This is a genomic window from Flavobacterium rakeshii, assembly GCF_009741375.1.
GTDB classification, from domain to species: domain Bacteria; phylum Bacteroidota; class Bacteroidia; order Flavobacteriales; family Flavobacteriaceae; genus Flavobacterium; species Flavobacterium rakeshii.
In genome coordinates, this window is record NZ_WOWP01000034.1 from 1 (window position 1) to 26,988 (window position 26,988).

The 26,988-nt window shown below is 37.3% G+C and carries 20 protein-coding genes and 1 pseudogene; 7 read left to right on the forward strand and 14 right to left on the reverse strand.

Translation table 11 applies throughout. The features are described from left to right. Window positions 1-1,986: pseudogene (locus tag GN157_RS09705) on the reverse strand (hypothetical protein); the annotation flags it as partial. 371 nt (window positions 1,987-2,357) lie between these two features. On the opposite strand from GN157_RS09705, the gene folE reads away from it, so the two are divergent. The 4 genes from folE to lgt all read left to right on the forward strand — a co-directional run bounded on the left by folE (window position 2,358) and on the right by lgt (window position 5,826). Then, window positions 2,358-3,029: a GTP cyclohydrolase I FolE gene (gene folE / locus GN157_RS09710; protein WP_157483219.1), complete on the forward strand. Its 672-nt coding sequence runs from the start codon at window positions 2,358-2,360 to the stop codon at window positions 3,027-3,029. A gap of 45 nt (window positions 3,030-3,074) precedes the next feature. Then, window positions 3,075-4,559 (forward strand): cysteine--tRNA ligase, encoded by a 1,485-nt coding sequence (gene cysS, locus GN157_RS09715; protein WP_157483220.1) that lies wholly within the window; start codon window positions 3,075-3,077, stop codon window positions 4,557-4,559. Window positions 4,560-4,563: 4 nt separating this feature from the next. Then, a complete protein-coding gene (yidD, locus tag GN157_RS09720) occupies window positions 4,564-4,815 on the forward strand; it encodes a membrane protein insertion efficiency factor YidD (protein WP_157483221.1) in 252 nt (83 codons plus the stop codon). Window positions 4,816-4,881: 66 nt separating this feature from the next. Continuing rightward, window positions 4,882-5,826, forward strand: a complete 945-nt coding sequence (gene lgt, locus GN157_RS09725) for a prolipoprotein diacylglyceryl transferase (RefSeq protein ID WP_157483222.1) — start codon at window positions 4,882-4,884, stop codon at window positions 5,824-5,826. Between the two features lie 78 nt (window positions 5,827-5,904). On the opposite strand, the gene GN157_RS09730 is transcribed toward lgt, so the two are convergent. From GN157_RS09730 to GN157_RS09780, 11 genes are all read right to left on the reverse strand, one after another. Then, entirely contained in the window at window positions 5,905-6,705 is an 801-nt protein-coding gene (locus GN157_RS09730) for an energy transducer TonB family protein (RefSeq protein WP_157483223.1), read from the reverse strand. 8 nt (window positions 6,706-6,713) lie between these two features. Next, window positions 6,714-7,106 (reverse strand): ExbD/TolR family protein, encoded by a 393-nt coding sequence (locus GN157_RS09735; protein WP_157483224.1) that lies wholly within the window; start codon window positions 7,104-7,106, stop codon window positions 6,714-6,716. 2 nt (window positions 7,107-7,108) lie between these two features. Next, window positions 7,109-7,816 carry a MotA/TolQ/ExbB proton channel family protein gene (locus GN157_RS09740; protein WP_157483225.1) on the reverse strand — a complete coding sequence of 236 codons (708 nt, stop codon included), beginning with the start codon at window positions 7,814-7,816 and terminating at the stop codon, window positions 7,109-7,111. A 152-nt stretch (window positions 7,817-7,968) separates the two neighbouring features. Beyond that, window positions 7,969-10,905 carry a protein translocase subunit SecDF gene (gene secDF / locus GN157_RS09745; RefSeq protein WP_157483226.1) on the reverse strand — a complete coding sequence of 979 codons (2,937 nt, stop codon included), beginning with the start codon at window positions 10,903-10,905 and terminating at the stop codon, window positions 7,969-7,971. A gap of 139 nt (window positions 10,906-11,044) precedes the next feature. Next, window positions 11,045-11,980, reverse strand: a complete 936-nt coding sequence (locus tag GN157_RS09750) for a malate dehydrogenase (protein WP_157483227.1) — start codon at window positions 11,978-11,980, stop codon at window positions 11,045-11,047. 190 nt (window positions 11,981-12,170) lie between these two features. Next, window positions 12,171-14,111, reverse strand: coding sequence for a DNA topoisomerase (ATP-hydrolyzing) subunit B (gyrB, locus tag GN157_RS09755; protein WP_157483228.1), 1,941 nt, complete (start codon window positions 14,109-14,111; stop codon window positions 12,171-12,173). Between the two features lie 277 nt (window positions 14,112-14,388). Next, entirely contained in the window at window positions 14,389-16,005 is a 1,617-nt protein-coding gene (gene asnB, locus GN157_RS09760) for an asparagine synthase B (protein ID WP_157483229.1), read from the reverse strand. Between the two features lie 216 nt (window positions 16,006-16,221). Next, complete coding sequence (locus GN157_RS09765; RefSeq protein ID WP_157483230.1) at window positions 16,222-17,613, reverse strand: hypothetical protein; 1,392 nt, start codon at window positions 17,611-17,613, stop codon at window positions 16,222-16,224. Between the two features lie 40 nt (window positions 17,614-17,653). Beyond that, window positions 17,654-18,106, reverse strand: a complete 453-nt coding sequence (locus GN157_RS09770) for a hypothetical protein (RefSeq protein WP_157483231.1) — start codon at window positions 18,104-18,106, stop codon at window positions 17,654-17,656. Between the two features lie 79 nt (window positions 18,107-18,185). Beyond that, window positions 18,186-19,955 carry a TonB-dependent receptor gene (locus GN157_RS09775; protein ID WP_157483232.1) on the reverse strand — a complete coding sequence of 590 codons (1,770 nt, stop codon included), beginning with the start codon at window positions 19,953-19,955 and terminating at the stop codon, window positions 18,186-18,188. Window positions 19,956-19,984: 29 nt separating this feature from the next. Beyond that, window positions 19,985-22,999 (reverse strand): tetratricopeptide repeat protein, encoded by a 3,015-nt coding sequence (locus GN157_RS09780; protein WP_157483233.1) that lies wholly within the window; start codon window positions 22,997-22,999, stop codon window positions 19,985-19,987. A 195-nt stretch (window positions 23,000-23,194) separates the two neighbouring features. Between GN157_RS09780 and GN157_RS09785 the strand changes: the two genes are divergently transcribed. Genes GN157_RS09785 through GN157_RS09795 form a run of 3 tightly spaced genes read left to right on the forward strand, consistent with a single transcriptional unit; the run spans window position 23,195 to window position 25,732 of the window. Beyond that, on the forward strand, window positions 23,195-23,878 hold the full coding sequence (locus GN157_RS09785; protein ID WP_157483234.1) for a cell division ATP-binding protein FtsE: 684 nt from the start codon (window positions 23,195-23,197) through the stop codon (window positions 23,876-23,878). 24 nt (window positions 23,879-23,902) lie between these two features. Beyond that, the gene (locus GN157_RS09790; RefSeq protein WP_157483235.1) at window positions 23,903-24,784 is read left to right on the forward strand and encodes a glycosyltransferase family 2 protein; all 882 of its coding nucleotides are present in this window, start codon (window positions 23,903-23,905) and stop codon (window positions 24,782-24,784) included. 3 nt (window positions 24,785-24,787) lie between these two features. Then, window positions 24,788-25,732, forward strand: coding sequence for a glycosyltransferase family 2 protein (locus GN157_RS09795; protein ID WP_157483236.1), 945 nt, complete (start codon window positions 24,788-24,790; stop codon window positions 25,730-25,732). Here GN157_RS09795 and GN157_RS09800 read toward each other — a convergent pair. Next, window positions 25,729-26,145: a sugar 3,4-ketoisomerase gene (locus GN157_RS09800; RefSeq protein WP_157483237.1), complete on the reverse strand. Its 417-nt coding sequence runs from the start codon at window positions 26,143-26,145 to the stop codon at window positions 25,729-25,731. The genes GN157_RS09795 and GN157_RS09800 overlap by 4 nt on opposite strands. Further along, window positions 26,142-26,912, reverse strand: a complete 771-nt coding sequence (locus GN157_RS09805) for a glycosyltransferase family 2 protein (protein WP_157483238.1) — start codon at window positions 26,910-26,912, stop codon at window positions 26,142-26,144. The genes GN157_RS09800 and GN157_RS09805 overlap by 4 nt, the downstream gene beginning before the upstream one ends. Window positions 26,913-26,988: the final 76 nt, after the last annotated feature.

Below are 26,988 nucleotides of genomic sequence, written 5' to 3' on the forward strand. Positions count from 1 at the left end.
ATCTACATTACCACCGGTGATTTCTGTGTCTTTTGTAGTTAAATCAAACTCCTCAATACCATCGTTAGCATCAGGGTCCGTCTGGTCACACTGAATGTAGTTCGTGATTGGGGTTAATATAACAGGTTTTTCATTAACTATTAAATCCATTGTTACAACTGAGTAACATGAAGCAACTACAGCTCCCTGCTCCTGTACTCTAAAATAGATTGTTTGTGCATTTGGTACAGTAGTCGTAAATAATGGTTGTGCCTGAGGGTTTATGTTTGCATCTGCATCTGCCTGAGAAAGGTGAACAGACACATCAAGAGTCATTCCCGGCTCATTTGCCATAATACCATCTATAGCATCTGTCAAATCAAACTCGGCAAGACCATCATTAGAAGCATCATCACACGTTTCCATTGATGCAGGACTAACTACATCGTTAGGAAACTCTGTAAGATTAACATTAAAATTTGTTATATCATAACATCCTTCATCACCAATAACAGCCACTCTTATAAATATTGTCTGACCATCTGCAGCATCATAAGCATCCGGAGTAGTTATAGCATTAGTATTAGAATCAGCATCAATTAGTGAATCATAATAAAATACTTCAAAAACATTTGGATTTAATCCAGCCATAACATCGTTATACTGTACTGTAAGATCTACAATTTCATTACCGCTACCGTCTAAATCACATACATTAATATCATCAACCTCTCCAGCAACAGGAGCCTCTGTTATTATAATATCAAAAGAAACAACTTGATAACATCCTGTAAGTACATTTTCTATCCTTGCAAAAATAGTCTGACTAGCATCTGTAGAATACGCAGTATCAGGAATTATCTGATTAAAAGGAGCCTCAGCATCAGCAAGTGAAGGGTGATATGTAATAGGATACTGGAATTGGTTATAACCATTTCTAATAATCGGTGTATTTTCAGTTAAATCAAATGTATATGGAGGAGGATTACTAGAACATACATAGAAGTTATTAGGAGTACCTAATTCAAGAGGTTCATTAACTTCTACCGTTACATTCTGTGTTTTAACAACTTCAGTACCATCACAAGCAGTATATATAGCCTGAGCAGTATATGTTGTTGTCTCTTCCGGACAAACCGTAATTGTAGTATCTGTGCCTATTTCGGTAGTTCCCAAAAGCCAAGAAAACTCAACATTTGAATCTCCGTTTGGAGTAAACCTCCAAGCTTCGTTTGTTGCTGTCCAGCTACCTGTATTACGTCCTGGAGGCACAGCAGCCTGTGTACCACCTGCATTTTGAATACCTATAACACCAACACCTTCTTGCCATGAAGTACAAGGCACCCTTCTCTGAACGTATACCTCTACAACATTTGTTGTTTCATATAATACTATTTGAGAAGTTTGGGCACCAATATTAGGATCACCTTCACAAGCACTATAAAACTGTGCTACCTGAGAGAAGTTAACCACAAGTGTGCGACATGGCGCACTACCTAAAATAGCATAGTTAATATTAGGGTCGGCAAATGTATTATTAACACCCGGATCAATATCCTGATAAACACCATAAATAGCATTTCTTATAGGAAAACTAGTATTAGGTATATCCCCACTAAACGCGTATTGACAGTACGCCCCAGGAGTAAATGTGTTAGTATCAAATGTAATAACACCGTTTGATCCAATTAATACATTGTCATAATTTTGACCATAAAAACAAAATGAAAACGGCAGTGTAACCAATGGAGACCACACGTCATCTGTATTTACGGATACCTGTGTACCACCAATAAAAGGATATGGCGGAGCATAATCAACAGAACTCACCTCATAAGAGGTAGTTTCACCTGTTTCGAAATACTCAGCAATAAGGTCGGTACAATCACCTGGGTTACACAAAGGCGCTGGAGCATATGTCCCTACATCAGGACAACCCGGAGCTTGCGAAAAACCTTTAAAACTTAAAATGCTCAGAAAGAACAACAAAAGGTACTTGTTTCTCATTTTTTTAATTGTTTTTTTGAAACGCGAAATTTACACAAATTTAAAGCGCTGACCAGAAAAAATTATTATTTTTTAGCTTTAAGTATAAAAATATAACTAAAACATACATAATAATACTACAACGCTTATTAATAACAGTTATTATTTAACTTACCCTACCTTGTTTATTTTTTTTAACATTTTATTTTTTTTAAGTAAATTTAAAAGGGTAAACATTATTTGTTACAAACATAACATATTATTTAATCTTTACACAAAACCCAAGTGAAGCAATAAAATAAAATTTCAATGAAAGCTACAGCCTTTAAAATCAACTTTTATAACTATCTTTGCGTCCTGACTTTTTAGAGTATATATTAATTATTGTATCAATGATTGCTAACGAGGATTTAAAAGACGATATTGGAGAAAACCATATTGCAACAAGCGCAGAAACCCCTTTAAGGGCAGACGCTTTTGAAATGAGTGATGACCAAAAGATAGAAGCCATAAAAAAAGATGTTGAAAGCATTTTACATACACTGGGAATGGACCTTACAGACGATAGTCTTAAAGGAACTCCTAACCGAGTGGCAAAAATGTTTGTAAAAGAAGTTTTTGGCGGACTGAACCCTTCTAAAAAACCGGGATCATCTACATTTGAAAACAAGTATAAGTATGGTGAAATGCTTGTAGAAAAAAATATAACTATTTATTCTACCTGCGAACATCACCTTCTTCCTATTGTAGGACGTGCTCACGTAGCCTATATATCTAACGGAACAGTTGTAGGACTTTCTAAAATGAACCGTATTGTGGATTACTTTGCAAAAAGACCTCAGGTTCAGGAAAGACTTACCATCCAAATTGTAGAGGAACTTAAAAAGGTGCTTAACACCGAAGATGTTGCCTGTGTAATTGACGCTAAACACCTTTGTGTTAACTCAAGAGGTATTCGTGATATTGAAAGTAGCACGGTTACTTCAGAATTTGGAGGAAAGTTCAAAGAAGAGAATGTAAGAAGAGAGTTTTTAGATTACATAAAACTTGATACACAATTCTAATCCTATTATTTTTATACCGTAACTTACGGATTCAAATTAACCCATATGCAATTGTATAAAAACCAGGCTTTAAAAATTTATAATTCGCTTAGCGGAGACAAAGAACTGTTTACCCCAATACACGAAGGCAGCGTAGGCATGTATGTTTGCGGACCTACGGTATATAGTAATGTACACTTAGGGAACTGCAGAACCTTTATCTCTTTTGACCTGGTTTTCCGTTACCTGAAACACCTTGGCTTTAAGGTTAGATACGTGCGTAATATTACCGACGTAGGCCATATTGAAGACGATGCCGATGAGGGTGAGGATAAAATTGCAAAAAAGGCAAGGATAGAAAAACTGGAACCTATGGAAATTGTTCAGCAATATTCTGTAGATTTTCACCAAATCCTTGAACTGTTTAATAATATGCCGCCAAGCATTGAGCCTACAGCTACAGGACACATTATTGAGCAAATTGAAACCATAAAGCAAATAATAGAAAACGGTTTTGCATACGAGTCTAACGGCTCAGTATATTTTGACGTGGTTAAGTTTAATGAAACCAACCACTACGGTAAGTTAAGCGGAAGGAATCTTGAAGACATGATTTCCAACACCCGCGACCTTTCCGGACAGGATGAAAAAAGAAACCCTCAGGATTTTGCACTTTGGAAAAAAGCCGAACCACAACACATTATGCGTTGGCCATCACCTTGGGGTGACGGTTTCCCGGGATGGCACCTGGAGTGTACTTCTATGAGTACAAAATATTTAGGAAATCATTTTGACATTCACGGTGGGGGTATGGACTTAAAGTTCCCTCACCATGAATGTGAAATTGCCCAAAATGAAGCCTGTACAGGTCAGTCACCTGTAAACTTCTGGATGCATGCCAATATGCTTACGCTTAACGGCAAAAAAATGTCAAAATCTACAGGGAACAATATTTTACCAAGAGAGATATTCTCGGGTAATAATGAAATTCTTAGTAAGGCATTTTCACCAACAGTTACCCGCTTCTTTATATTACAAGCACACTACCGTAGTATACTTGACTTTAGTAACGATGCTATTCTTGCAGCCGAAAAAGGTTTTAACCGCCTTATGGAAGCCCTTGAAGCACTGGAAGGACTAAAGACTTCAGACAAATCGAGTATTGACATCGAGGCTTGGAAACAATCCTGCTATGATGCCATGAACGATGACTTTAACAGCCCTATACTTATAGCTCAGCTTTTTGAAGCCGTTCGCTACATCAATCTCCTGAAAGAGAATAAGGAAACTATTACAGTAGCTGATCTTAAACTGCTTTCTGAAACATTAAACGCTTTTGTTTTTGATGTACTTGGACTTGTTGACGAAAAAACAGCTTCAAACAACAACGATAAGCTTGAAGGTGTTGTTAACATGCTAATTGGTATGAGAAATGAAGCCCGAGCTAACAAGGACTTTGCCCTTTCTGACCAGATTAGAAATAAACTGACAGAACTTGGTATAGAACTAAAAGACAGCAAGGAAGGTACTACGTTTTCAATTCAATCATAATGATTTGACATTAAGGAAAATTATAATAACACCCTTTGTATTATTAGTACGCTTTTATCAGGGTGCTATATCTCCTTTCCTGCCTTCGGCTTGCCGCTATACCCCTACCTGCTCTCAATACACTATTGAAGCCCTCCAAACGCACGGACTTTTTAAAGGCGGATGGCTAAGTATTAAACGTATTGCCAGCTGTAACCCATGGGGCGGACGCGGGTATGACCCTGTGCCTGAAAGAAAATGCCGTCATAATCATTAATTAACGGTTTTTAGACTTGGCAATCTTTCACATTTATTTATTTTTACAGAAATTAAACCAATTAAAATGACACACGCTTTAAGCTTTGTATGGAACCCTCACGAAGGTATAGACCTTGGATTTTTCCTTTTACGTTACTATAGCCTTATGTGGGTAGTAGCCTTTGGACTGGGATGGTATGTAATGAAAAACATATTTGTTCGTGAAGGCGAATCTATGGAAAAGCTGGACAAACTGTTTATTTATACTATAGTTGCCACCATGATAGGCGCTCGTTTAGGTCACGTAATATTCTATCAACCGGAACTGTTTAAGGAAGACTTCCTTAATGTTTTCTTACCATTCAGAACAACACCAAAATTTGAGTTCACAGGCTTTGCCGGACTTGCCAGCCACGGTGCTGCGATTGCCATTATACTTGTAATTTTTTATTACAGTAAAAAAATCATTAAAAGACCTGTACTATGGATGCTGGACCGTATTGTGGTTCCGGTAACACTGGGTGGAATTTTTATCCGTATAGGAAACTTTATCAATTCTGAGATTTTGGGTACCGAAACTACTGCAGATGTACCTACAGCCGTTAAATTTATTAGAGGCGAAGAAGGAGAACTGGGCAGACGTGCCATAATGGAAGCCACCCAACAAACAGACTACAATAAGGCATACAACCTTGTACAAAATGACCCAAGGTATACCGATATACTTAACGCTATACCCTATAGGCATCCGGCACAGTTATATGAAGCATTTTGTTATATATTCGTGTTTGCTATAGTATATTACATGTACTGGAAAACAGATTCAAGAAAACAACACGGACTTATTTTTGGAGTATTCCTTGTACTATTATGGACTGTACGTTTTGTAGTAGAGTTTGTAAAACAAAGCCAAGGAGGGTTTGAAGGAAAAGAACCTATATTACTTACAGGTCAATGGTTAAGCATACCTTTCATACTGGTAGGACTATACCTTATATTTACTTCTAAGAAAAGAACTGAAACGCTTTAATAAGAGCCCAAAATAACAAAATAAAAAGTCCCGCACATTTGCGGGACTTTTTATTTTTTATCTTCAAGAATTTTAAATCTAATCTGTAAGCTTAAAGTTGTAAACAATCTCACCTATTTGTTTATCAGGAGCACTGTCACTACTGTTAAACCTGGTATTCATTGCAGCAATTTTAGCCTGATCTAACAAACATTTAGCCGAATTGGTTGTACCTCTGGCACCAGGCTTAGCCGAAATAACAGTACCGTTTTTATCTACCGAGATTTCAACTACTACAGTCCCCTGCTCATTACACAAATACTTAGGAGCCGGTTTTGTTAAAGCTTTACGACCGGCAAGCCTGTAATTGCCAGAACCGGTACCTGCTGTACCTCCACCTCCGTTACCATAACCACCCTGTAGAGAACCATCAATTTTCCCCTTATCTCCGGCTTTATTATCATCACCCTGCCCCTGTGTTGCAGTACCTTCGCTTTTAGGCCCGTTTATAAGACTGTTTAAAGCATCTGTAGTCGTTTTTGACGGCTGAGGCGGCTTAGGGGTTTCCTTTGGTTTTTCCGGCTCTTTAGCAGGTTCTTTTTTAGGTTTCTCCTTAGTAATAACAGGAGCATCAACTGCATCTTCGGTAATTACATCTTCGGTAACCGGAGATGACTCAGGCGTTGATGGTTGCGGTTGCGGTGCCGACTGTATGGGCTGCGTAGGTTGTACATCCCCCATACCATAATCAGTAGTACCAAAATTAATGGCGATACCGTTTTCCGGTGGCGGATCCATATACTTAAGTCCGAGAAAGAAACACAAAAGCAATAGCAAAGCAAATACTGCTACAGTTATTGCAAACGATTTCTTTTCCTGTTCTGTTTCTAAATATTTCATTATTCCTATTATTTAGGATTAACTGCTAATACTATTTTAAGCTTATTCCTTTTAGCGATATCCATCACCATTACAGCATTTTCAATAGGCACACCCTTTTCAGCACGTAATACAATAGCTTTATTTTCATCTCCCGAAAGTAATTCTAAAAGTTTAGGCTCAAGCGCTTCTTCTGCTGTAGGCTCCTTATCAATATAATACTCCAAATCTTTAGTTATACTTACAGATACACTTTGATTATTTTCTGTCTTCCCTTTAGCATTTGGAAGGTTAAGATCAAGCGCATTGGTTGTAACCATGGTAGAAGTAAGCATAAAGAATATCAATAACAGGAATACAATATCTGTCATTGACGACATGTTAAACTCGGGCGTTACCCTGTTTCTGCTTCTAAACTGCATAATTATACCGGATCGTTTAATAGGTCAAGGAATTCAACTGCGTTGGCTTCCATTTGGTTTACAATTTTATCTGTTTTTACTACTAAGTGGTTATACCCTATGTAAGCTACAATACCTACAATCAAACCAACCACGGTAGTTGTCATTGCTGTATAAATACCACTGGCAAGAGCATCTACTTCAATTTGACCTCCGCCACTTGCTATTTCATGAAATGCAAGTACCATACCAACTACAGTTCCCAGGAAACCAATCATAGGACCCGCACCCGAAATGGTAGCAAGTATACTAACATTTTTCTCCAGGCTGTAAATTTCCAGTTTACCGGCACTTTCAATAGCTGTATTAATATCTTCAAGCGGTTTACCAATTCTTGAGATACCTTTTTCTACAAGTCTCGAAACCGGAGTATTTGTATGCTGACATAAAAGCTTAGCACTATCCAAACGACCATTCATTATATGATCCCTAATTTGATTCATAAATCCTTTATCTACCTTAGATGCCGCTTTAAGTGTAAGCAATCGCTCTATATAAAGATAAATGGCTACAAATAAAAGTACCGCCAGTACGATCATAATTATCTGACCGCCAATACCGCCACTTGTAAGAAGTTCGATAATAGATAATGTTTTTTCTGTAGACTGTTCGTCTAACAAAGCTTCCTGAGCCACTGCCAGGCTATCGGCAGCATTCTGAATGTTCACCATAGAGAATTAATTCTTAAAATATTTATCTTTTAAATTTTAACGCTAATATAGTCTAAAAATTGCTTAATAGCCATCACGCTAACATCTCTTTTAGAAATAAAAAAACCTGCCTGAAAATCAGGCAGGTTTTATATATAATGTAATCTGTTATATTATTCAGCTGTATTGTGAGCTGTCTCAACAGCTTTTTTCTCTTTTGCAGATACTGTATCTACAAGTATTGGAGTTGCAATGAATAGTGACGAGTAAGTACCTACTACGATACCTACAAGCATTGCAAATACAAATCCTTGTATAGACTCACCACCAAACATGAACATAATTAATAATACAAGCATTACAGTTAATGACGTATTAATTGTTCTTGATAATGTAGTGTTAATTGACTGGTTAACGATACTGTTAAAGTCTCCTTTAACAGAACCTCCAAGGAATTCCCTTACCCTGTCAAATACAATTACCGTATCGTTAAGTGAGTAACCAATTACCGTAAGGATAGCCGCTATAAAGTGCTGGTTCATTTCCATTTGGAAAGGAGCTACTTTATAACATACTGAGTAAATACCTAATACGATGATAACATCGTGAGCAACAGCTACTACCGCACCTAAACTAAACTGCCATCTTCTAAAACTTAGCATTAAGTAAATAAATACTATAGATAATGAACCAAGTACAGCCCAGTAAGAGTTTGTTTTAATATCTTTTGCAATTGTAGGACCTACTTTAGAAGCCTGCATAATACCTACAGTCTTTCCATCATAAGTATTTACAAAATCATCATAAGAAATCTCTTTAGAATAGAATTTCTTAAGATTATTGTATAGTATCTCGTTAACTTCTTTATCAACTTCAACACCGTGAGCATCAACTTTATATTTGGTAGTAATTCTTAACTGATCGTCAGTACCAAATACTTTAGCATCTACAGCACTACCAAAAGCATCGCTTAACACACTCTTAACCTCTTCTACAGATACTTTGTTTTCAAACCTTACCTGGAAAGTACGTCCACCCACAAAGTCAATACCCTGATCTAAACCATTTGTAAAGAACGAAGCGAAACTACCAAGGATAAGTAATCCGGAAATAAAGTAAGCAATTTTCTTTTTAGAAAGGAAATCAAAGTTAAACTTAGTAAACCAGTTCTTAGTAATACTTGTATTGAAAGTTAAGTTACCACTTTTGTTAACAGCCCAGTCAAGTAAAACTCTTGTGATAAAAATAGCTGTGAACAAAGAAGTACATATACCTATAAGTAATGTAGTAGCAAAACCTTTAACAGGACCTGTACCGAATATTAAAAGCACTAAACCTGTAAGGAACGTAGTTACGTTAGCATCGGTAATAGAAGACATCGCACCTTTCCAGCTAAATGAAGCCTTAATAGACTCTTCAAGCGTTTTACCCAGACGCATTTCTTCTTTTGCCCTTTCGTAGATAATAATATTAGCATCTACCGCAGTACCCATTGTTAATACGATACCAGCAATACCAGGTAATGTAAGTACAGCACCTAAGCTAGCAAGGATACCGAAAATGAACAGTAAGTTAACAGCCAGTGCAATGTTTGCATACCAACCTGCCTTACCGTAGTAGAATATCATCCAGAAAGAGATTAATAATAAACCTACTAAAGATGAAGTAATACCGTTATCAATAGCTTCCTGACCCAATGACGGACCAACAACCTCTGATTGTACTATATCTGCAGATGCAGGAAGTTTACCTGCTCTTAATACGTTTGCTAAGTCTTTTGTTTCAGTTACATCAAATGAACCTGAAATTTGTGAACGTCCACCTGAAATTGGACCTGAAGATACACCCGGTGCTGAGTATACAATGTTATCAAGCACAATAGCAATGTTACCTTGCTCCTGGTAAGCCTGACCTGTTAACTCTTCCCACTCTCTTGAACCTTTAGCATCCATTTGCATTTCTACACATGGCTTACCTAACTGGTCAAATGAATCGTTAGCTCCAGTGATAACACTACCGCTTAATGGCGGAACGTTTTCCCTGTTACCTCTTAAAGCATATAGCTCAACTATACCTTCATTGTTTTTGTCTTCTTTACCCCATGCAAAACGAGTATAACGAAGATCTCCCGCCAAAGCAGAACGAACCTCAGGCTTTTTTAAGTAAGAATTAATTTTAGCCGTATCTGATACAGAAGCCATACCTAATATAGGGCTACCCATTGGACCAGGGCTAAATATTTCAAATAATGGATTGTTACCTTTAGCTGTAGCAGAAGAATCCTGAGCATTGTTACCAATTAGAGTATCAATTTTAGCTGCCTCCGGCTGTTCAGTTGTTTTCACATCTGCTTTCATTGCCTCGTTAGCCGCTGTTAACACACCTACCATTTGGTCTACTTTGTAAGTTTGCCAAAATTCAAGCTGAGCTGTACTTTGTAAAAGTTTTTTCACCCTGTCAATATCCTTAGCACCCGGAAGCTCTACAAGAATTCTTCCTGATTCTCCAAGTTTTTGAAGGTTTGGCTGTACAACACCAAATTTATCTATACGCTTTGTTAGTACTCCAAATGCACTGTCAATAGCCTCATTAACTTTTCTTTTGATAACAGTTTTAACTTCATCGTCAGACATTTGTGTATTAACATCATCAGATAAATCTCTGTTAGCAAAAATTTCCGGTGAAGACAACTTAACTGTACCGTTTGATTCTTTAGCGAAGGCTACGAAAAACGCGTCCAGATAGTCCTGATTACCTTGTTGTTCCTGTGCAGCCACATCTAAAGCTTTGTTGAAAACAGGATTAGTAGTATTATTAGCTAAGTCCTTAAGGATATCTTTTACAGATATCTGTAGGATAACGTTAATACCACCTTCAAGGTCAAGACCCTTGTTAATTTGTTTGTCTCTTACCTGATTGTAAGTATAACCAAGAAAAACTTCCTGCTTCCCAATTGAGTCAAGGTATGCAAGCTCTTTTTGAGAGTCGCCGCCGGCAGCCGCCTTAGCATCTTCCTGAATACCATTAGAAACAAATGTGAATGAAAGCTGGTAAATACTTACTATCGCAAAAATAATTGCGAAAAATTTAATGAGTCCCTTATTCTGCATTAGTACTAAAAATTAATTATTCCATTTTTTAAAAACGAGCAAATATATAATTCTCCAAAAGATTAACCAATTTATTTTCTAAATATATCATAAAAAAAAGACTGCTTAAAGCAGTCTTTTGCTATATATTAAGAAAATGTTAAGCTAATACTGATTTCAACGCTTCATTCATATTCCTAACAGCGTCGGCGCTTTTAGCGAATAAAGCTTTCTCTTTCTCGTCCAGATTTATAGTAACAATTTCCTCTACTCCGTTTTTACCAATTATACATGGTACACCGATACAAATATCACTTTGACCATACTCTCCCTCAAGGTAAACCGAGCACGGTATCATTTTCCTCTGGTCGTTAAGAATACTATCTACAAGATATGCTACAGATGCTCCCGGCGCATACCATGCCGATGTACCCAGTAAACCTGTTAATGTAGCCCCTCCTACCATAGTATCGGCTGCTACTTTGTCCATCACTTCCTGAGAAAGAAAATCAGACACAGGACTACCATTGTAAGAAGCGATTCGTGTAAGCGGAATCATGGTAGTGTCACCATGACCACCTATAACCATCCCCTGAACATCGTTTGACGGTTTATCTAAAGCCTTAGACAGGTAATATTTAAAGCGTGAGCTATCCAGAGCCCCTCCCATACCTATAATTCTGTTTTTAGGCAATCCGGTTGCCTTAAGCGTTAAATAAGCCATAGTATCCATTGGGTTAGACACCACAACTATAATTGCATCGGGCGAATATTTAAGAACGTTATCTGCCACAGTTTTCACAATACCGGCATTAATACCTATAAGTTCCTCCCTGGTCATACCCGGTTTTCTTGGAACCCCCGATGTTATTACCACCACATTACTGTTTGCTGTTTTAGAATAGTCGTTTGTACTTCCTGAAACTTTTGTATTAAATCCGGTAGTAGTGGCACATTGCATTATATCCATAGCTTTACCCTCAGCAAAGCCTTCTTTAATATCTAATAAAACCACCTCACTGGCAATGCCTCTGTAAGAAATCACATCGGCACATGTAGCACCTACATTACCGGCACCTACAATTGTTACTTTCATAGTATTATATTTTTAGATTGGTTATCGAAAAAAAGTTATTGTTCCTAACAAATATAACAAAACCAACCATTTAAAACACGTCAAATTACCAATATTACATTAATATTTACCCTTTATTATATTTTAAATACAAAACGGGGTGCCATTAACATGACACCCCGTTTTTTCATAATTATTTTATCAATAAAGCCTATGCATCAATTTTTGCATATGCCGCATTTTTCTCAATAAACTCTCTACGTGGCGGTACTTCATCCCCCATTAGCATAGAGAAGATCCTGTCTGCCTCTGCAAGACTGTCAATACTTACCTGACGGAGCGTTCTGTACTCCGGATCCATGGTAGTATCCCAAAGCTGCTCTGCGTTCATCTCTCCAAGACCTTTATAACGCTGAATCGTTGCTCCACCACCCATTCTTTCATTAATCATATCACGCTGAGCGTCGTTCCATGCATACTCTTTTTTAGCACCTTTTTTAACAAGATACAATGGCGGAGTAGCAATATAAACGTGTCCGTTCTCAATAAGCTCTTTCATAAACCTAAAGAAGAACGTAAGGATAAGCGTAGAAATGTGGCTACCATCAACGTCGGCATCACACATAATCACTACTTTATGATAACGAAGTTTCTCTAAGTTAAGTGCTTTACTATCTTCTGCCGTACCAACGGTTACACCAAGTGCTGTAAAAATGTTTTTAATCTCATCGTTCTCAAACACTTTGTGATGCATTGCTTTCTCTACGTTAAGAATTTTACCCCTTAACGGAAGGATAGCCTGGAAGTTACGGTCACGACCCTGTTTTGCAGTACCACCTGCCGAGTCACCCTCAACAAGAAATATTTCGCATTTTGCAGGATCCTGCTCAGAACAGTCAGAAAGTTTACCCGGTAAACCACCGCCGCCCATAACGGTTTTACGCTGTACCATTTCGCGAGCTTTTTTAGCAGCGTGGCGTGCCTGAGCCGCTAAAATAACCTTTTGTACAATGGTTTTAGCATCGTTAGGGTTTTCCTCAAGGTAGTTTTCAAGCATTTCACTTACCGCCTGGCTTACAGGCGCCACTACCTCACGGTTACCGAGTTTGGTTTTGGTTTGCCCCTCAAACTGAGGTTCTGCCACCTTAACCGAGATAATTGCCGTTAAACCTTCACGGAAGTCATCACCCGAAATCTCAAACTTAAGCTTATCAAGAAGCCCTGATGAGTCGGCATATTTCTTTAAGGTATTGGTTAACCCCCTACGGAAGCCCGATAAGTGAGTACCACCCTCGTGTGTATTAATGTTATTTACATAAGAGAAAATATTCTCTGTATAACTGGTATTGTAAACCAACGCCACCTCTACAGGAATCTCACCCTTATCTGTCTCCATACTGATTACCTCTGCAATGATAGGCTCACGGTTACCGTCAAGGAATTTAACAAACTCCTTTAAACCTTCTTCAGAATGGAATGTTTCGCTTAGATACTCACCTTTATCATCTTTCTCTCTCATATCAGTCATTGTGATACTGATACCTTTATTAAGGAAAGAAAGCTCACGCATACGTGCAGCAAGTGTATCGTAAGAGTATTCTGTAGTTTGGGTAAAAATGGTTGCATCCGGTTTAAAGGTTACCGTAGTACCTCTTTTATCGGTTTCACCAACCTGTTTTACAGGATAAATAGCTTTACCCCTTTCATACTCCTGTTCGTATATTTTTCCTTCGCGGAATACTGTAGCTTTTAAATGATCGGATAGCGCGTTAACACACGACACACCCACACCGTGTAAACCACCGGAAACCTTGTAAGAGTCTTTATCAAACTTACCACCGGCACCAATTTTAGTCATAACTACCTCAAGTGCAGACACGCCTTCTTTCTTGTGCATGTCTACTGGTATACCACGACCGTTGTCTTCTACAGTGATCGAATCATCTTCATTAATAGTAACATAGATAGTATCACAATGCCCGGCCAGAGCCTCATCTATGGAGTTATCAACTACCTCATAAACAAGGTGGTGTAGACCTCTTGTACCCACATCTCCAATGTACATGGAAGGACGCATCCTTACGTGTTCCATTCCCTCCAGGGCCTGAATACTGTCTGCCGAATAATTGTTTTGCTTTACCTCTTCACTCATATAATCTGTATTCTTAATGAATTTTTAAGTTAACGAACAAATATATGAAAACGCAACCTATATTACTACCAAAAGCCCGCTTTTAGCAACTAAGTTATTAACAATTTATTAAATTTTGATTTTTAATGTAAATAAACCGCAATACACTCCCTAAACCCATAAAATAACCATTTAACAAGCTAAAAAGCAACCCGTTTAAACACAAAAAACACCATGCATTGCTTCATGGTGTTTTTAATAAACAAACAAACTAAAAATTCCAAAAAACACAACGTTATCACACCTCAACCCTAGCCTGTGCAATAGCCGTATCGGCCATTACGTGAGCCGCATTAGCCCTACCGCTGGGATCGGTATTTTCCTGCCATTTAGGTATCCATTTTCTTACGGTTTGCGCCGCACTCCTTTGTGGAAAGTGCTTATGGAAAACCGACCTGTAATAATAAGCTTCTTTTGTTGCCGGGGTATTGTACGGGAAACGCTCTTCGGCCTTTTCCATCTCTGCATCACTAACCTGCGAGGCACAATACTCAATAAGCGTATCTATCCAACTGTAACCTACCCCGTCTGAAAACTGTTCTTTTTGCCTCCACAACACTTCATCGGGCAGGTAAGGCTCTTGTGGCGTATCAAACGCTTTTCTTAAAATATATTTCTCAACTCCGCAGTAGGTTTTAGGCTGTTTTTCCTGTGGTTTGATTTTCATAGCCACTTCTAAAAACTGCTTATCTAAGAACGGAACTCTCGCCTCGAGACCGTGAGCCATGGTCGACTTGTCTGCCCTCAGCAAATCGGCTGTAAACAGCTTTTGCACCCTATCTATAAGTTCTTTCTGGAAATCTTTTTCGGTTGGTGCATTACGGAAGTACAGGTAACCTCCAAAAACCTCATCAGCTCCTTCACCTGAAAGCACGACTTTTATGCCTTTTTGCGTAATGGCCTCAGAAAGGAAATACATAGGCGTACTTGCCCTTACCGAAGTTACATCGTAAGTTTCAAGATGCCATATCAGTTTATCCAGTACGGCTATTCCCTGCTCAATGGTAAAATATATTTCATGATGCTTTGTATCTAAAAACTGAGCGACCTTACGGCCAGCCACCACATCGGGTGCGGCAGCATCAAGCCCTATTGAGAACGAATGCAACTCCTGCCCTCTTTGTTTTGCGAGCCTTGATGCGATAGATGATGTTAAGGAAGAGTCCAGCCCACCACTTAGCAACACCCCTACCGGTACATCACTCATCAGTCTTTTATCAACTGCCTGTGTAAGTCCTTCTCTTAAAGCTTCTAAATCTACTTCTTCCACGGCTGTTGCAGCATCTTCCCATTGTGGTTTGTAGTATTTCACAAATCCTGTTTCCGGCGTATAGTAATGCCCCGGCGGAAACGTTGAAAATGTTTTACACTGGTCTGCCAATGCTTTCATTTCGGAAGCAAAGTATATGCGTCCCCTTTCATCCAGTCCGTAATACAATGGTTTTACCCCAAGCGGATCACGCCCGGCAATAAACTCATCTCCTTTTATAACCACAAAGGCAAACATACCATCCAGTAAATGGCAAAACTCATTACCAAACTCTTCATACAGGTGTACTATCACTTCTGAGTCAGAATGTGTTCTGAACGTATGGCTTTTTAGCACCGTATCCCTAAGTTCCTGATGATTGTATATTTCTCCATTATGCACCATCCAGGCATTATTAGTACCCTGTATTGGCTGTTTACCCGTTGTTAAATCAATAATTGATAAACGTTCATGACTTAAAATATGCCCTTTCTCTGTTACATGCAGGTCACTTTCGTCCGGTCCTCTATGGGACATTCTTTTTGACAACTGCTTAACAAGGGCTTCATCTTTCCCTCTTCCGATGATTGCTAAAATTCCGCACATAGTATTTAAATTTTATCTCATTTTAACCCTTTTGGTTATTTTTTATAAGACAAATTTGAATTTTAACTTTCAATTTAAAAACATATAACAACTTAAAGATTACACTTTAAAACAAAAAATAAATAATTAAATACATTTTAAAAGTAAAACAGAAAAAACAGCCCCTTTTTGCTTACAAATTAAAAAAGCCACCTCTACAGGTGGCTTTTTTACTATTTATTTAATTTCAATATTGTTTTTAAGATAATCAGGCAAAGTAACTATTGCTTCTTTTAACTTCTCTTTACTGGCCAACCTGACAGCCTCATCACTGATAAAATGATTATAATTTACAAAAAGGCAATATATAAGCATCCTATTATAATCGTCAAGTTCACTATATTTAACCATATTAAGCATAGTCTGCTCAAAAACTACCCTCTCTTTAGATTCCGACAGCGCCCTGCCTACCCTACTTATACTGCCATAGTAATGGTTTTGCGAAGGATTTTCCACTCTTAAACAAATACCCAATAATAAATCAGGCACATTAATATCAAGCTCTTCCAGTTCCTTAATATAGGTTTGCCGTTCGGCCTGTGCATAACTACCATCACTCATTCTGTTAAACCTGTCGTTCATTATATCTAAGTGAGCCCGTAAAAATATTTCCCATGTAGCTGTTTCTCCTGCGAGTTCGGCAATGTGAAGAGCATGGTAACGCGGACTTCTGTCCATACTACATTGTCCAACAACCTTTCTGCTTCGTTTAAGAAAGAGTGCTTTTTGAGGTGAGTCAAAATGAGTAACATATCCCTCAAATTCATCACTTGCCCTTTCATCCCCTTTTAGTGTTATATCCAGCGCCTCATTAAACAGTTTTTGCGCTTTTTCATCCTCATTAAACAACTCAATTTTCTTTTCCCAATCACACTTCCACTTTTTCAACTTCATATAAGAAAGAAAAGTGAATACTTTACTTTTTGGATCATAACTGGGAAACATGTCGTCATTTGCATTTTCAAAAAACACCTGAGCAGTAGTATCTACAAGACATTCAGAATATTGAACTTTACGTGAATACTTTTCTGGGAGGGATGTGCTTTCCATCTTTCGATGTAAGTAATAAACCGTTAACTCTTCCTCGCTATACTCACTTTTTTCATGATAAAGATAATACCATTGCTGTTCCTTAAAATTTTCAGCTAATGTTTCATAATACGGAGTATCTCTCCAATCATAAGTTATAAAATCAAAACTAATCTTTTCTCTTTCTTTATAATCTTTATATTTATAAACAGCAAACACATATTCACCTTTAACTACTGCATCCGGATATTTTTCGATAAAGTCCTTATATGATATCCCTCCATCAATGTCCTTACTTGCTAAACGGGACTTTTCCCCTTTAAGACTAATACAGGTTGCACTACTTTGTTTTTTGGAATAAAACTCCTTATTCTCACAAACCTTAAATTTAAGATTAAGGGAATCTACGATATGCCGCAACTCTCCCATAGCCTTACCAGAGTAAATAAGTCCGTTATCGTTTTTGACAAACTCTCCGTTTTGACCAAAACACAACAGAGAAAAAAAGAAGCACGCAGAAAGAAAGAAAATGTTTTTCATAAACAGGAAATTTAAAGTTTAACAATCCCTTATTTACAAATTAAACGAATTCTTCAACAATATATTTTGTGTTATTAACCTCAACTTCAAACCCTTGTTCTCCACCAAGCAATTTACTACCTAACGGAGATTGTGGCGACAGGGCAAAAACGGTAGTCCCTTCAACCACAATTTTTGGCAGCGCCGTACTTAAAAACAAATACATATTATTTGCTTTTACCAAACTGCCTAATATAATTTTTGATGAAACCGCATCGGTCTCAATTTTATCTAATACTGATTTTTGCTCCAGTATCTCCTTTAGTTTATGATTTAGCTTTTCCTGCTCCAGGTGCATCATGGAAAGGGCTGTTTCATGCTTATCGCCAGCTGAACCTTTAGCATCGTTAGCAGCTCCTTCTGTAAGGGCATCTATCATATCCCTAAAAGCGTCTTCTTTATCCTGAACCTGCTGCCTGTAATAAGCAAGCACTTTAATTTTTAATGACTGCATAAAATCTTATATAAAAAGACAAAGCTACACAGGATTTTATACCTGTATAGCTTTGTATGTACTATTATTTAAATAAATCTTAGAAATTAAACTTGTAAGAAGCTCCCACAAGGAACTGGAAGCCCTGTACCGGGTAGTTTACCCAACGCTGGTAATTTTGGCTGGCAATGTTATTCAGTTTTAAGAAACCTGTTAACCTTTCACTGTACTTATACCCCACATGAGCATTAGCATCAAAATAACTATCCAGTGTAACAACAGCTTCTGTAGCTAAAGGATCAACAAAATCAGGATTGTTAACCGCTACAAAATCTTTTCTTTCACCTACAAAGAAAACATTAGCACCGGCATACCATTTTTCGGTAATATCAACATCCAGGTCAGCACCTATTTGTATAGCCGGAAGATTCCATGCTTCCTGAAGATTTTCCATAGAGTAGCTACTAAAAGTACCGTTTACGCCAAAGCTTACGCTTTTAGAGAAATCGGCTTTAAGTTCCCCAAAGAAACTAACGGTTTGCATTTTATCATAAACCAGCCCAAAAGAGTTACCGTTTGCATAAGCAGGAACCTCAACAGCAGGTTGTGGTTGTGGTACAAGAGCAGGATTATAGTTTGCAAAGAAAGCCCTGTTGTCTTCATTTTTATATGATCCGCGAATATTATAAGCCACATTGCTTGCCAACTTACCTTTTAAACCAACATAGATGTCATACTGCTGATCTGTTGGTGCAACGATAAGATTTGGCATCATAAAATGATTTTGTTCTACAAAATCAGCATACGAATTTTGTTTTAGTGTTCCTTCGGCACCGGCATAGGCAATCATTAAATCGCCCACTACTTTGTAAGAAGCCTTAACCTGCGGATATACATAAAACTTATTATCGCTTTCTCCCATTAGCTTACCCATACTGTAAAACAATCCGGCTCCAAGCTGTACCGAAAGATCATCTCTTTGGAACAACACACTTGGCTGAATACCTACGTTGAAGTAATTATAGTCTATAGCCGAATACAGGCCGTTCTCTTCAAAGTTACCACCTACATAATCAGCAATAAAATCTACTTTTATCTTTTCGTCAAGCACATCTATATCCAGTGACGGTTTTACATAAAAACGGTTTTCTGCCGAATTGAATGCATCCCAAAAACGTTTGTACTGTACTGTAGCATCTCTAAAGAAACTGTCTTCAGCAGCTACCTTACCACCCACATAAAACGTATGGTAGGTTTGCTGCGGATCTATAGTCGCTATATACTCGTCTGTAAAAGTTTGGTATTCCAACGGTAAACCGTACCAGTTGTACACCTGATTATGGTAGCCCAAATCGGCATTCCAGCTATAGGCCTTTTGCCTGTTACCATAAGTTAAATCAAGCGATGTGTCGTAGTACTTATCATCAAGTACCACATCTTTTATACCTCCCTGTGAGGAAAGGTGGCGCAACATACCGCCTACATACTCGTTACGGTTTAGGTTTTCGGTTACAAAAAGTTCGGCATTAACAGTACCGTAGTTCCCTGCACCAAGAGTGGCATAATTATTATAAAGCGATTCTCTTTTCGCTCTTTTAACCCCTGCTGCCTTACCCTTTGCAGGTGTAAATGTAGAGGCTACCGGAAAAGAGAATATGTTGTATTCTATTTCCTTTTTCTGCGCATTATCGTCGTCCTCCACAACCGGAGTTTCTTTTACTTTAAAAGCATCTGAAATAGTAGGGGTATATGGTTTTACTACGTTTACCACTTCGGTCCCTATATTCTCGTCTTTCTTTTGGGCCGTGGCAGCATGAAACCCTGCCAGGGCTAAAACAAAAGCTATTTTATATTGAAATTTGATTGTCATAACTAAATTTTAAGAGGCTTGGGTTATACTTAGTTTTGGATAGATGAATTGGTTTTTGCTTCTTCATCTTTAATCTTTTTAAGCTCTGCCTGAGCTTCCTCAACCACATCAGGGTAGTCTTTAAAGTTCTTGACCACACTCTCCAGTATGTATGTTGCCTGGAAACTGTCTTTTAAGCCATAGAAGTTTTTAGCCATTACCACAAGAGCTTTGGCTCCAAAATATTTATAACCCGAATAGTCTTTAGAAAGCTTTTGCACTGCTGCATTTGAAGCCTCATATTTCCCTTCCTTGTTCTTAAAGTAAGCATCATAATACAACGCCTCTGCTGCAAGCTCACCCTTTGCAATGGTTAGCAGTTTAGCATAAGCCGTTTTTGCTTTTGCTTCATCGTTAGTTTTAATGGCCGAACGCGCTATAATAATTTGCGCATCACTCTTAACCCTGTCTTCTGTTTTAGTATTAGCCATAACCTTCTCTGCATATACCACTGCATTGGCATAATCTTTTTGATCATAGTAACACTTCATAAGGTTAGACTGTGCAAACGTTACATTTTGCGGGAAGTCGGCCTCTGCCTCCAGTCTTTTCAGTACCGGAAGGGCTTTCTCATAATTTTTATTCTTTAAGTGTATTTCTGCAAGCCTAGCCAAAGATGATTCGGTAAACTCATTTCTTGATTTACCAATTACATACTCATAGTGTGGCACGGCATTGTTTTCTAACTTCTCTGTAAAATACGATTGCGCCAGATAGAAATTAGCTTTAAGCGCCGATATACCGTTAGGGAACTGTGCCAAATAACTTGTTAGTCCCGATATAGCACCTTTAGTATTGTTTTGCAGGTATTGTTTTTCGGCAGCCTCAAAAGCAGTATTATCAAGATCGGCATCACTTACATCAACAAAGTCAAGTGTTTTTACCCATGCTGCATACTCCTCAGTTCTTCCGCTATCCACATAAATAAGACGTGCTGTACTAACAGCCTCCATAGCCTCTGGCGTATTAGGGAAGTCGGCAACTACTTTCTTGAATTTATCAAGTGCCTGCTTATCGTTTTTCGCATTGTAATATATAAGCGCCTGACGCATCATGGCTTTAGATACATATGAACTGGTTTTATACTCAGCTATTAGCCTGTCGTACGTTTGTAATGCCTTTGTGGTATTGTTTTCTGTAACATAAGTATTACCCAACTCATACAGGGCATCATCGGCATATTTTGATTTAGGATACGATTGTACGAATTTGGTTAAATCTTCAATCTTCCTTTCATTCCTGCCTACAAAACCGTAGCTAATTCCTTTTTGAAAGAAAGCATAATCGGCATCAATACCTTTCATATCAATAGCCTTATTATAGGCCTCCATAGCCGGCCAGTATTTTGTAGAAACAAAGTAACTGTCACCAAGGCGCAGGTACGCATCGTTAAGTCTTACTCTGTCGTCTTTAGCGGTCTCTACATATTTCTGGAAAAACTCAGCTGCCTTTTCATATTCCTTCAGCTTAAAGTAGGTATACCCTAAGTTATAGTTTATATGCTTATACTCCGGAGTTGATTTTGCCTCGTCAAAACCTGTAAACTGCTTAAAGCTTAAAAGCGATTCGTTAAACAGCCCAAGTACATACTCAGTTTCTGCTTTCCAAAATGTTGCCCTTGCCGTAAACCTAGCATCACGCTGTTCGGCAATCGATTTTTTAAACAAATCAAGTGCATCATGGTAGCTACCGTCTGTATATAATTCAAGACCTCTGTAAAAAGCTACTTTTTGGTACGCCAGTCTGTTTTCTGGAGATTTGTTTTTCTCCAGTAAGCTTAAAGCCTCTTTGTAGTTTTTAGAAGTAATATAAGAGTCGATAAGTAATCCCTGAACTTCCTGCTTAAATGGTGTTTGCGGATATTTATCCATAAATCCTTTAAGCACTTCCGGCACGCTTTGGTACGGGTTACCTATCTCATAACTCAGCTTTGCATAGTTTAGGTAAGCATCTTCCTGGATTTTTAAATCATAATCCATCTCCGATGCATTTTTGAATGCATTAAGCGCCTGTTGTTTTTTATCGGTTTTCAGGTAACTTTCTCCTAAATGGTAGTAAGCATTTTGTGCCACAAAGTCGTTACCTTCAATAATTTTATTAAACTGGGCAATGGCGTTTTCATAATCACCCTGCTTGTAGTAAGCGTAACCCAACTGATAATAATCGGTATTGTTCCACTTACCACGTTTACCTTTATATTCGTTTAGGTAAGGGATAGCCTTATCATACTTTTTAAGGTTAAAGTAACTCTCCCCTATAATTTTATTTAGCTCTGATTTTTCCATAGTATTAGATTTGGCAAGTTGTGGCTCGCCTAAATCAATTGCTTTTTGGAAATTACCCAGCTTAAAGTTCATATCAGCTTGGAAGTAGGACATTTTCTCTTTGTACTCATCCTGATCTTCTACCTGATCAAAATACTCATTAGCACCTTTATAATTATCGCTTTCGTAAGCAAGGTAACCTAAGTAATATTTAGCCTGAGAGCCAAATTCCTTAGAGTTTATTACTTTGTTCAGGTATTTTTCGGCCTGCTTTTTATCGCCTGCATTAAAATAACTGTACCCCTTCTGGAAGTTATACCTTTCCCTCTCAGTATTTGACATAGAAGCTTCGTCTACCTTATCATACCACTTTAAGGCCTGTGGGTATTTCCCCTGATTAAAGTAGTAGCCAGCCACCTCAACATAAGCCTGGTTTTGCTTAGTGCTGGTTGGGTAGTCTTCCACAAAGTTTTCCATAAGCATATCGGCATTCATTTGCTCCAGTCTTATGGCACAGTTTGCTATATAGTAAGCACAGTCGGCCTGCACTTCCATTTCCTTGTTTTCGGTTTTGGTTTTCTCAAAAAGAATTTGTGCAGCCTGGTATTGCTTTTCACCATACAGCGTTACTGCCTTATCAAAGTCTTTTAGGTTGTGTGTGTAAATTTTAGATTGTTGTGCCGATAGGCTAAGGGCACATAACGGTACTGAAAATAATAGTAACCTGTTTAGTCTGCGCATATTGGTTTTTTTATTTTATGGGTAGCCAAATATATCAATTCTTATTCTATTAAACGGTTTTTAAGATAGATTTAGTATTAGTTTAATAAAAACCTCAAAAGCATAAAAAAGGTTAAATTACAACCGCCTTACAGAATAATTTTTTGAATAAAACCGTTTACTTTATTACTTTTACCAAATAAACCTACTAAGACTATGTCCCAACCCGTATTATCGTTAAAAAACGTAAATGTATATCAGGATAACAATGCCGTAATAACCGATATAAACCTTGAGGTTTTTCCCGGAGAGTTTATTTATATTATTGGTAAAACCGGGTCTGGTAAAAGTAGTTTTATGAAAACCCTGTATGGCGACCTTAAGCTAAAACAGGGACAGGGTACTTTTGTAGATTATGATCTTGCTACACTAAAAGAAAGAAACATCCCTTACCTGAGAAGAAAAATAGGAATCGTTTTCCAGGACTTTAAACTCCTACCCGACAGAAACGTGTATGACAACCTTTTATTTGTACTTAAGGCCACAGGCTGGAGCGAAAAAAGGGAAATGGACGTTAAGATAAACGAGGTACTGGATAAAGTAGGAATGAAAAATGCCGTATACAAAATGCCTCACCAAATATCTGGGGGTGAGCAGCAAAGGGTTGCAGTGGCACGTGCACTGCTAAACGACCCTGAGGTTATTATTGCCGATGAACCTACCGGAAACCTTGACCCGCAAACCAGTGTAGAGGTTATGCAACTGCTTAAAGAAATTAACCAAAACGGTAAAACCATTATTATGGCAACACACGATTATGCCCTTTTAATGAAGTTCCCTTCTAAAACACTTAAATGTGACAGTGGTACCCTGTTTGAAGTGGTACAGCGAACGGTTTAAAGCTTAGTCAAACCTTATATCTCCATGCTATCTGTACTTATACCTGTATATAATTATGATATAACTAATCTGTTACAGGTTTTGCACAAGCAATGTATTAATGCCGGTATACCCTTTGAGATAGTTGTAATAGATGACAAGTCTGATACGTTTTATGTAGAAAAAAACAAAACAGTTGCCGCACAGCTAAATTTCAAATTCATTAAGAACGAAGTTAATCTAGGGCGTACTCAATCACGCAAACTACTTGCCCAGGCAGCGCTTTATGATAAACTCCTTTTTTTAGATGCTGATGTTCTTCCTGTTACCAATGATTTTATAGCTACCTACATTAAAGTAATAAATAAGGCTGCGGTAATACTAGGAGGCATAGCTTATAAAACCGAACCAAAAGAACCAAATACTGTTTTAAGACTTAAATACGGGATTGAAAGGGAAGCAAAATCTGCACAAATAAGAAGTCTTAATCCTTATGGCAACATACTTTCGGCAAACTTACTGATTGACAAACACGTATTTTTGGAAAATAATTTTTCTGGAGAAACTAATCTATATGGATTAGACATCTATTTTGCTTATAACCTCTATATAAAACAGGTAACTATACTACACATAAACAACCCTGTTTACCATATTGGGTTAGAAAGCAATGAAATCTTTTTTCAAAAATCACTTAATGCCGTAAAATCCAGAAAAGATATTTTACTTCATAAAAAAGGGATAGAGAACATTAATTCCTTATTAAAGCATTACAAGAAACTTAAAAAATACAGGTTAAACGCCCTTGTTGCTTTTGGGTTCAAAATAGTAGAACCTGTTCTTAAAAGAAAAATATTAAACAGCAACCCTAACCTTTTTTACCTTGATTTATACAGGCTTGGTTATATTTGTTCTCTAAAAAATTGATACATGCCTTATTTCTCTGTAGTCATACCGGTATACAATAAACAAACCGACATAAAAGCAACTTTGCTTAGCGCACTTAAACAAAGTTTTGAGGATTTTGAGCTTATTGTTATTAATGACGGATCTAGAGATGATAGTGAAAGTGAAATACTTTCGGTTACAGATGAAAGACTGATTTATATAAAAACAGAAAACAGAGGTGTTTCTCAAGCCCGAAATCTGGGGATTGAAAAAGCAACAGGAACTTATATTGCTTTTCTAGATGCCGATGATTACTGGTACCCTAATCATCTTAAAGTACTTTATGAGCTTTGCAAAGCTTTCCCAAAGGCAGGTGCAGTTACCACAAATTATGAGTTTTTACATCCTGACGGATATATAGAAAACACTCTATTTAATGACATTGACAAAGCATATGTAGGTATTGTAAACGACTTTTTTAAATCAAGCCTCAAGTATCGCTTAATATGGACTACAGCTGTTGCTGTTAAAAAAAAGGTTTTTGACAGTATAGGTAATTTTGACAACAACATTACACTGGGCGCCGGTGAAGATACTGATATGTGGACCCGTATAGCACTAAAATACCCTATTGCTTATAATGATACTATTACGGCTACCTATAGACTTGAGGGCGGAAACAGAGTATCACATACCCAAACACTTAAAAGGGTATTTGCTAAACTCGATAAATTTAAGGACGAAGAAAAAACAAATAAATCTTTACAAAAATTCCTTGATTTATACAGGGCATCTTATGCCTTAAAACATAAACTTGCAGGAGATAAAAAAACATTTCGTTTTTATTATAACTCTATAGCTAATAAAAAAAATATATCTAATAAAAGTGCTGTATTACTGCGCTTACCTAAACCGTTATTAATGTTTTTTTATTGGTTAAAACAAAAGCTCAAAAAGTCAAACATTCACTTTGATATTTACAACTAAACCATTTTAAACTTAACAAACTCATCAAAATCGCGTATATAATCATCTTCAAGATATACTTCTGAAGCTATTACCAAGCATACTGCCCCCGATGAAAAGTTTTTGAGCTCACGCCATATTCCTTTAGGTAGTAATAATCCCTTATTAGGAATATTAAGAGTTACAGTCTTTTCATCTTTTCCATCGTGTAATACAACCTCAAAGCTACCGCTAAGCGCTATTAAAAACTGTTGCAGGTTTTTATGGGCATGCCCTCCCCTTTCAGCTCCACCGGGAACATCATACAAATAATAAACTCTTTTAAATTCAAAAGGTATAATATCCTTTTCTATTACCGAAAGGTTACCTCTCCTATCCTCAATTCGGGGTAATGAAATTATCTGTAAATCGTTTATGGTACTATTTGTATTCATTTTGTTTGTAAATAACTGTTTTTGCCTTTTATAAAATAACTAAATGCAAAAGGCACCTTAAAAAAAGATAGTTTTCCCTGTTTTATATTGAATCCAAAATAAATAAAAATCCACAACAAATAACTACCGGGAAACATTCTTTTATAATAAGAACCTAAAGTTTCATACCACTTTTTAAATGGTATTTTATCACTGTTTTTATCATTACTGTGCCTTACAATGTATTCTTTGTAAAAACCCAGTTTATAACCGGCTCTTTTTAAATCACCTAAAAAAATATGCTCTTCTCCCAAGGGAAAAGCAGCACCTAATCCAAAGTTCTCATCAAACCTTAATTTAGAACCCAGTATTTTTTCTTTATTATACACCAGTTCTATTGACATGGCCGAAAGAATATTTAGATATGACAGAGCTTTATTTTTTGAGGGGTAACTTTTTAACCTGTTTCGCTCTTTATCTTCAGCACAAAATTGTATAGCGGCAAAATCTTCACAACCATTATTAAATGCTTTTACAATATTCTCATCAAAGTCTGGTGTAAATTCAACATCATCATCGGTAAGTAAAATGAGTTTATTTTCTGCATTTTGAAGCGCCAAATTTCGGCTTTTACTTAATCCTTTTTCAAAAGAATTAATTACCCTAACACCCGGATAACCTGACTGCAACAAATTACCTTGGGTTGTTTGGTTTATAATCAATATTGAATAATCAGAGAAATGAACAGGAAACATTGGTTTTAAAAAGTCTAGAGTACTTCTATTCATGGTAGAAACCAAAATTTCAATATCCGTTTTTTTAAATCCTTCCTGCAATTGTTTATATATTTACACAAATATAAAA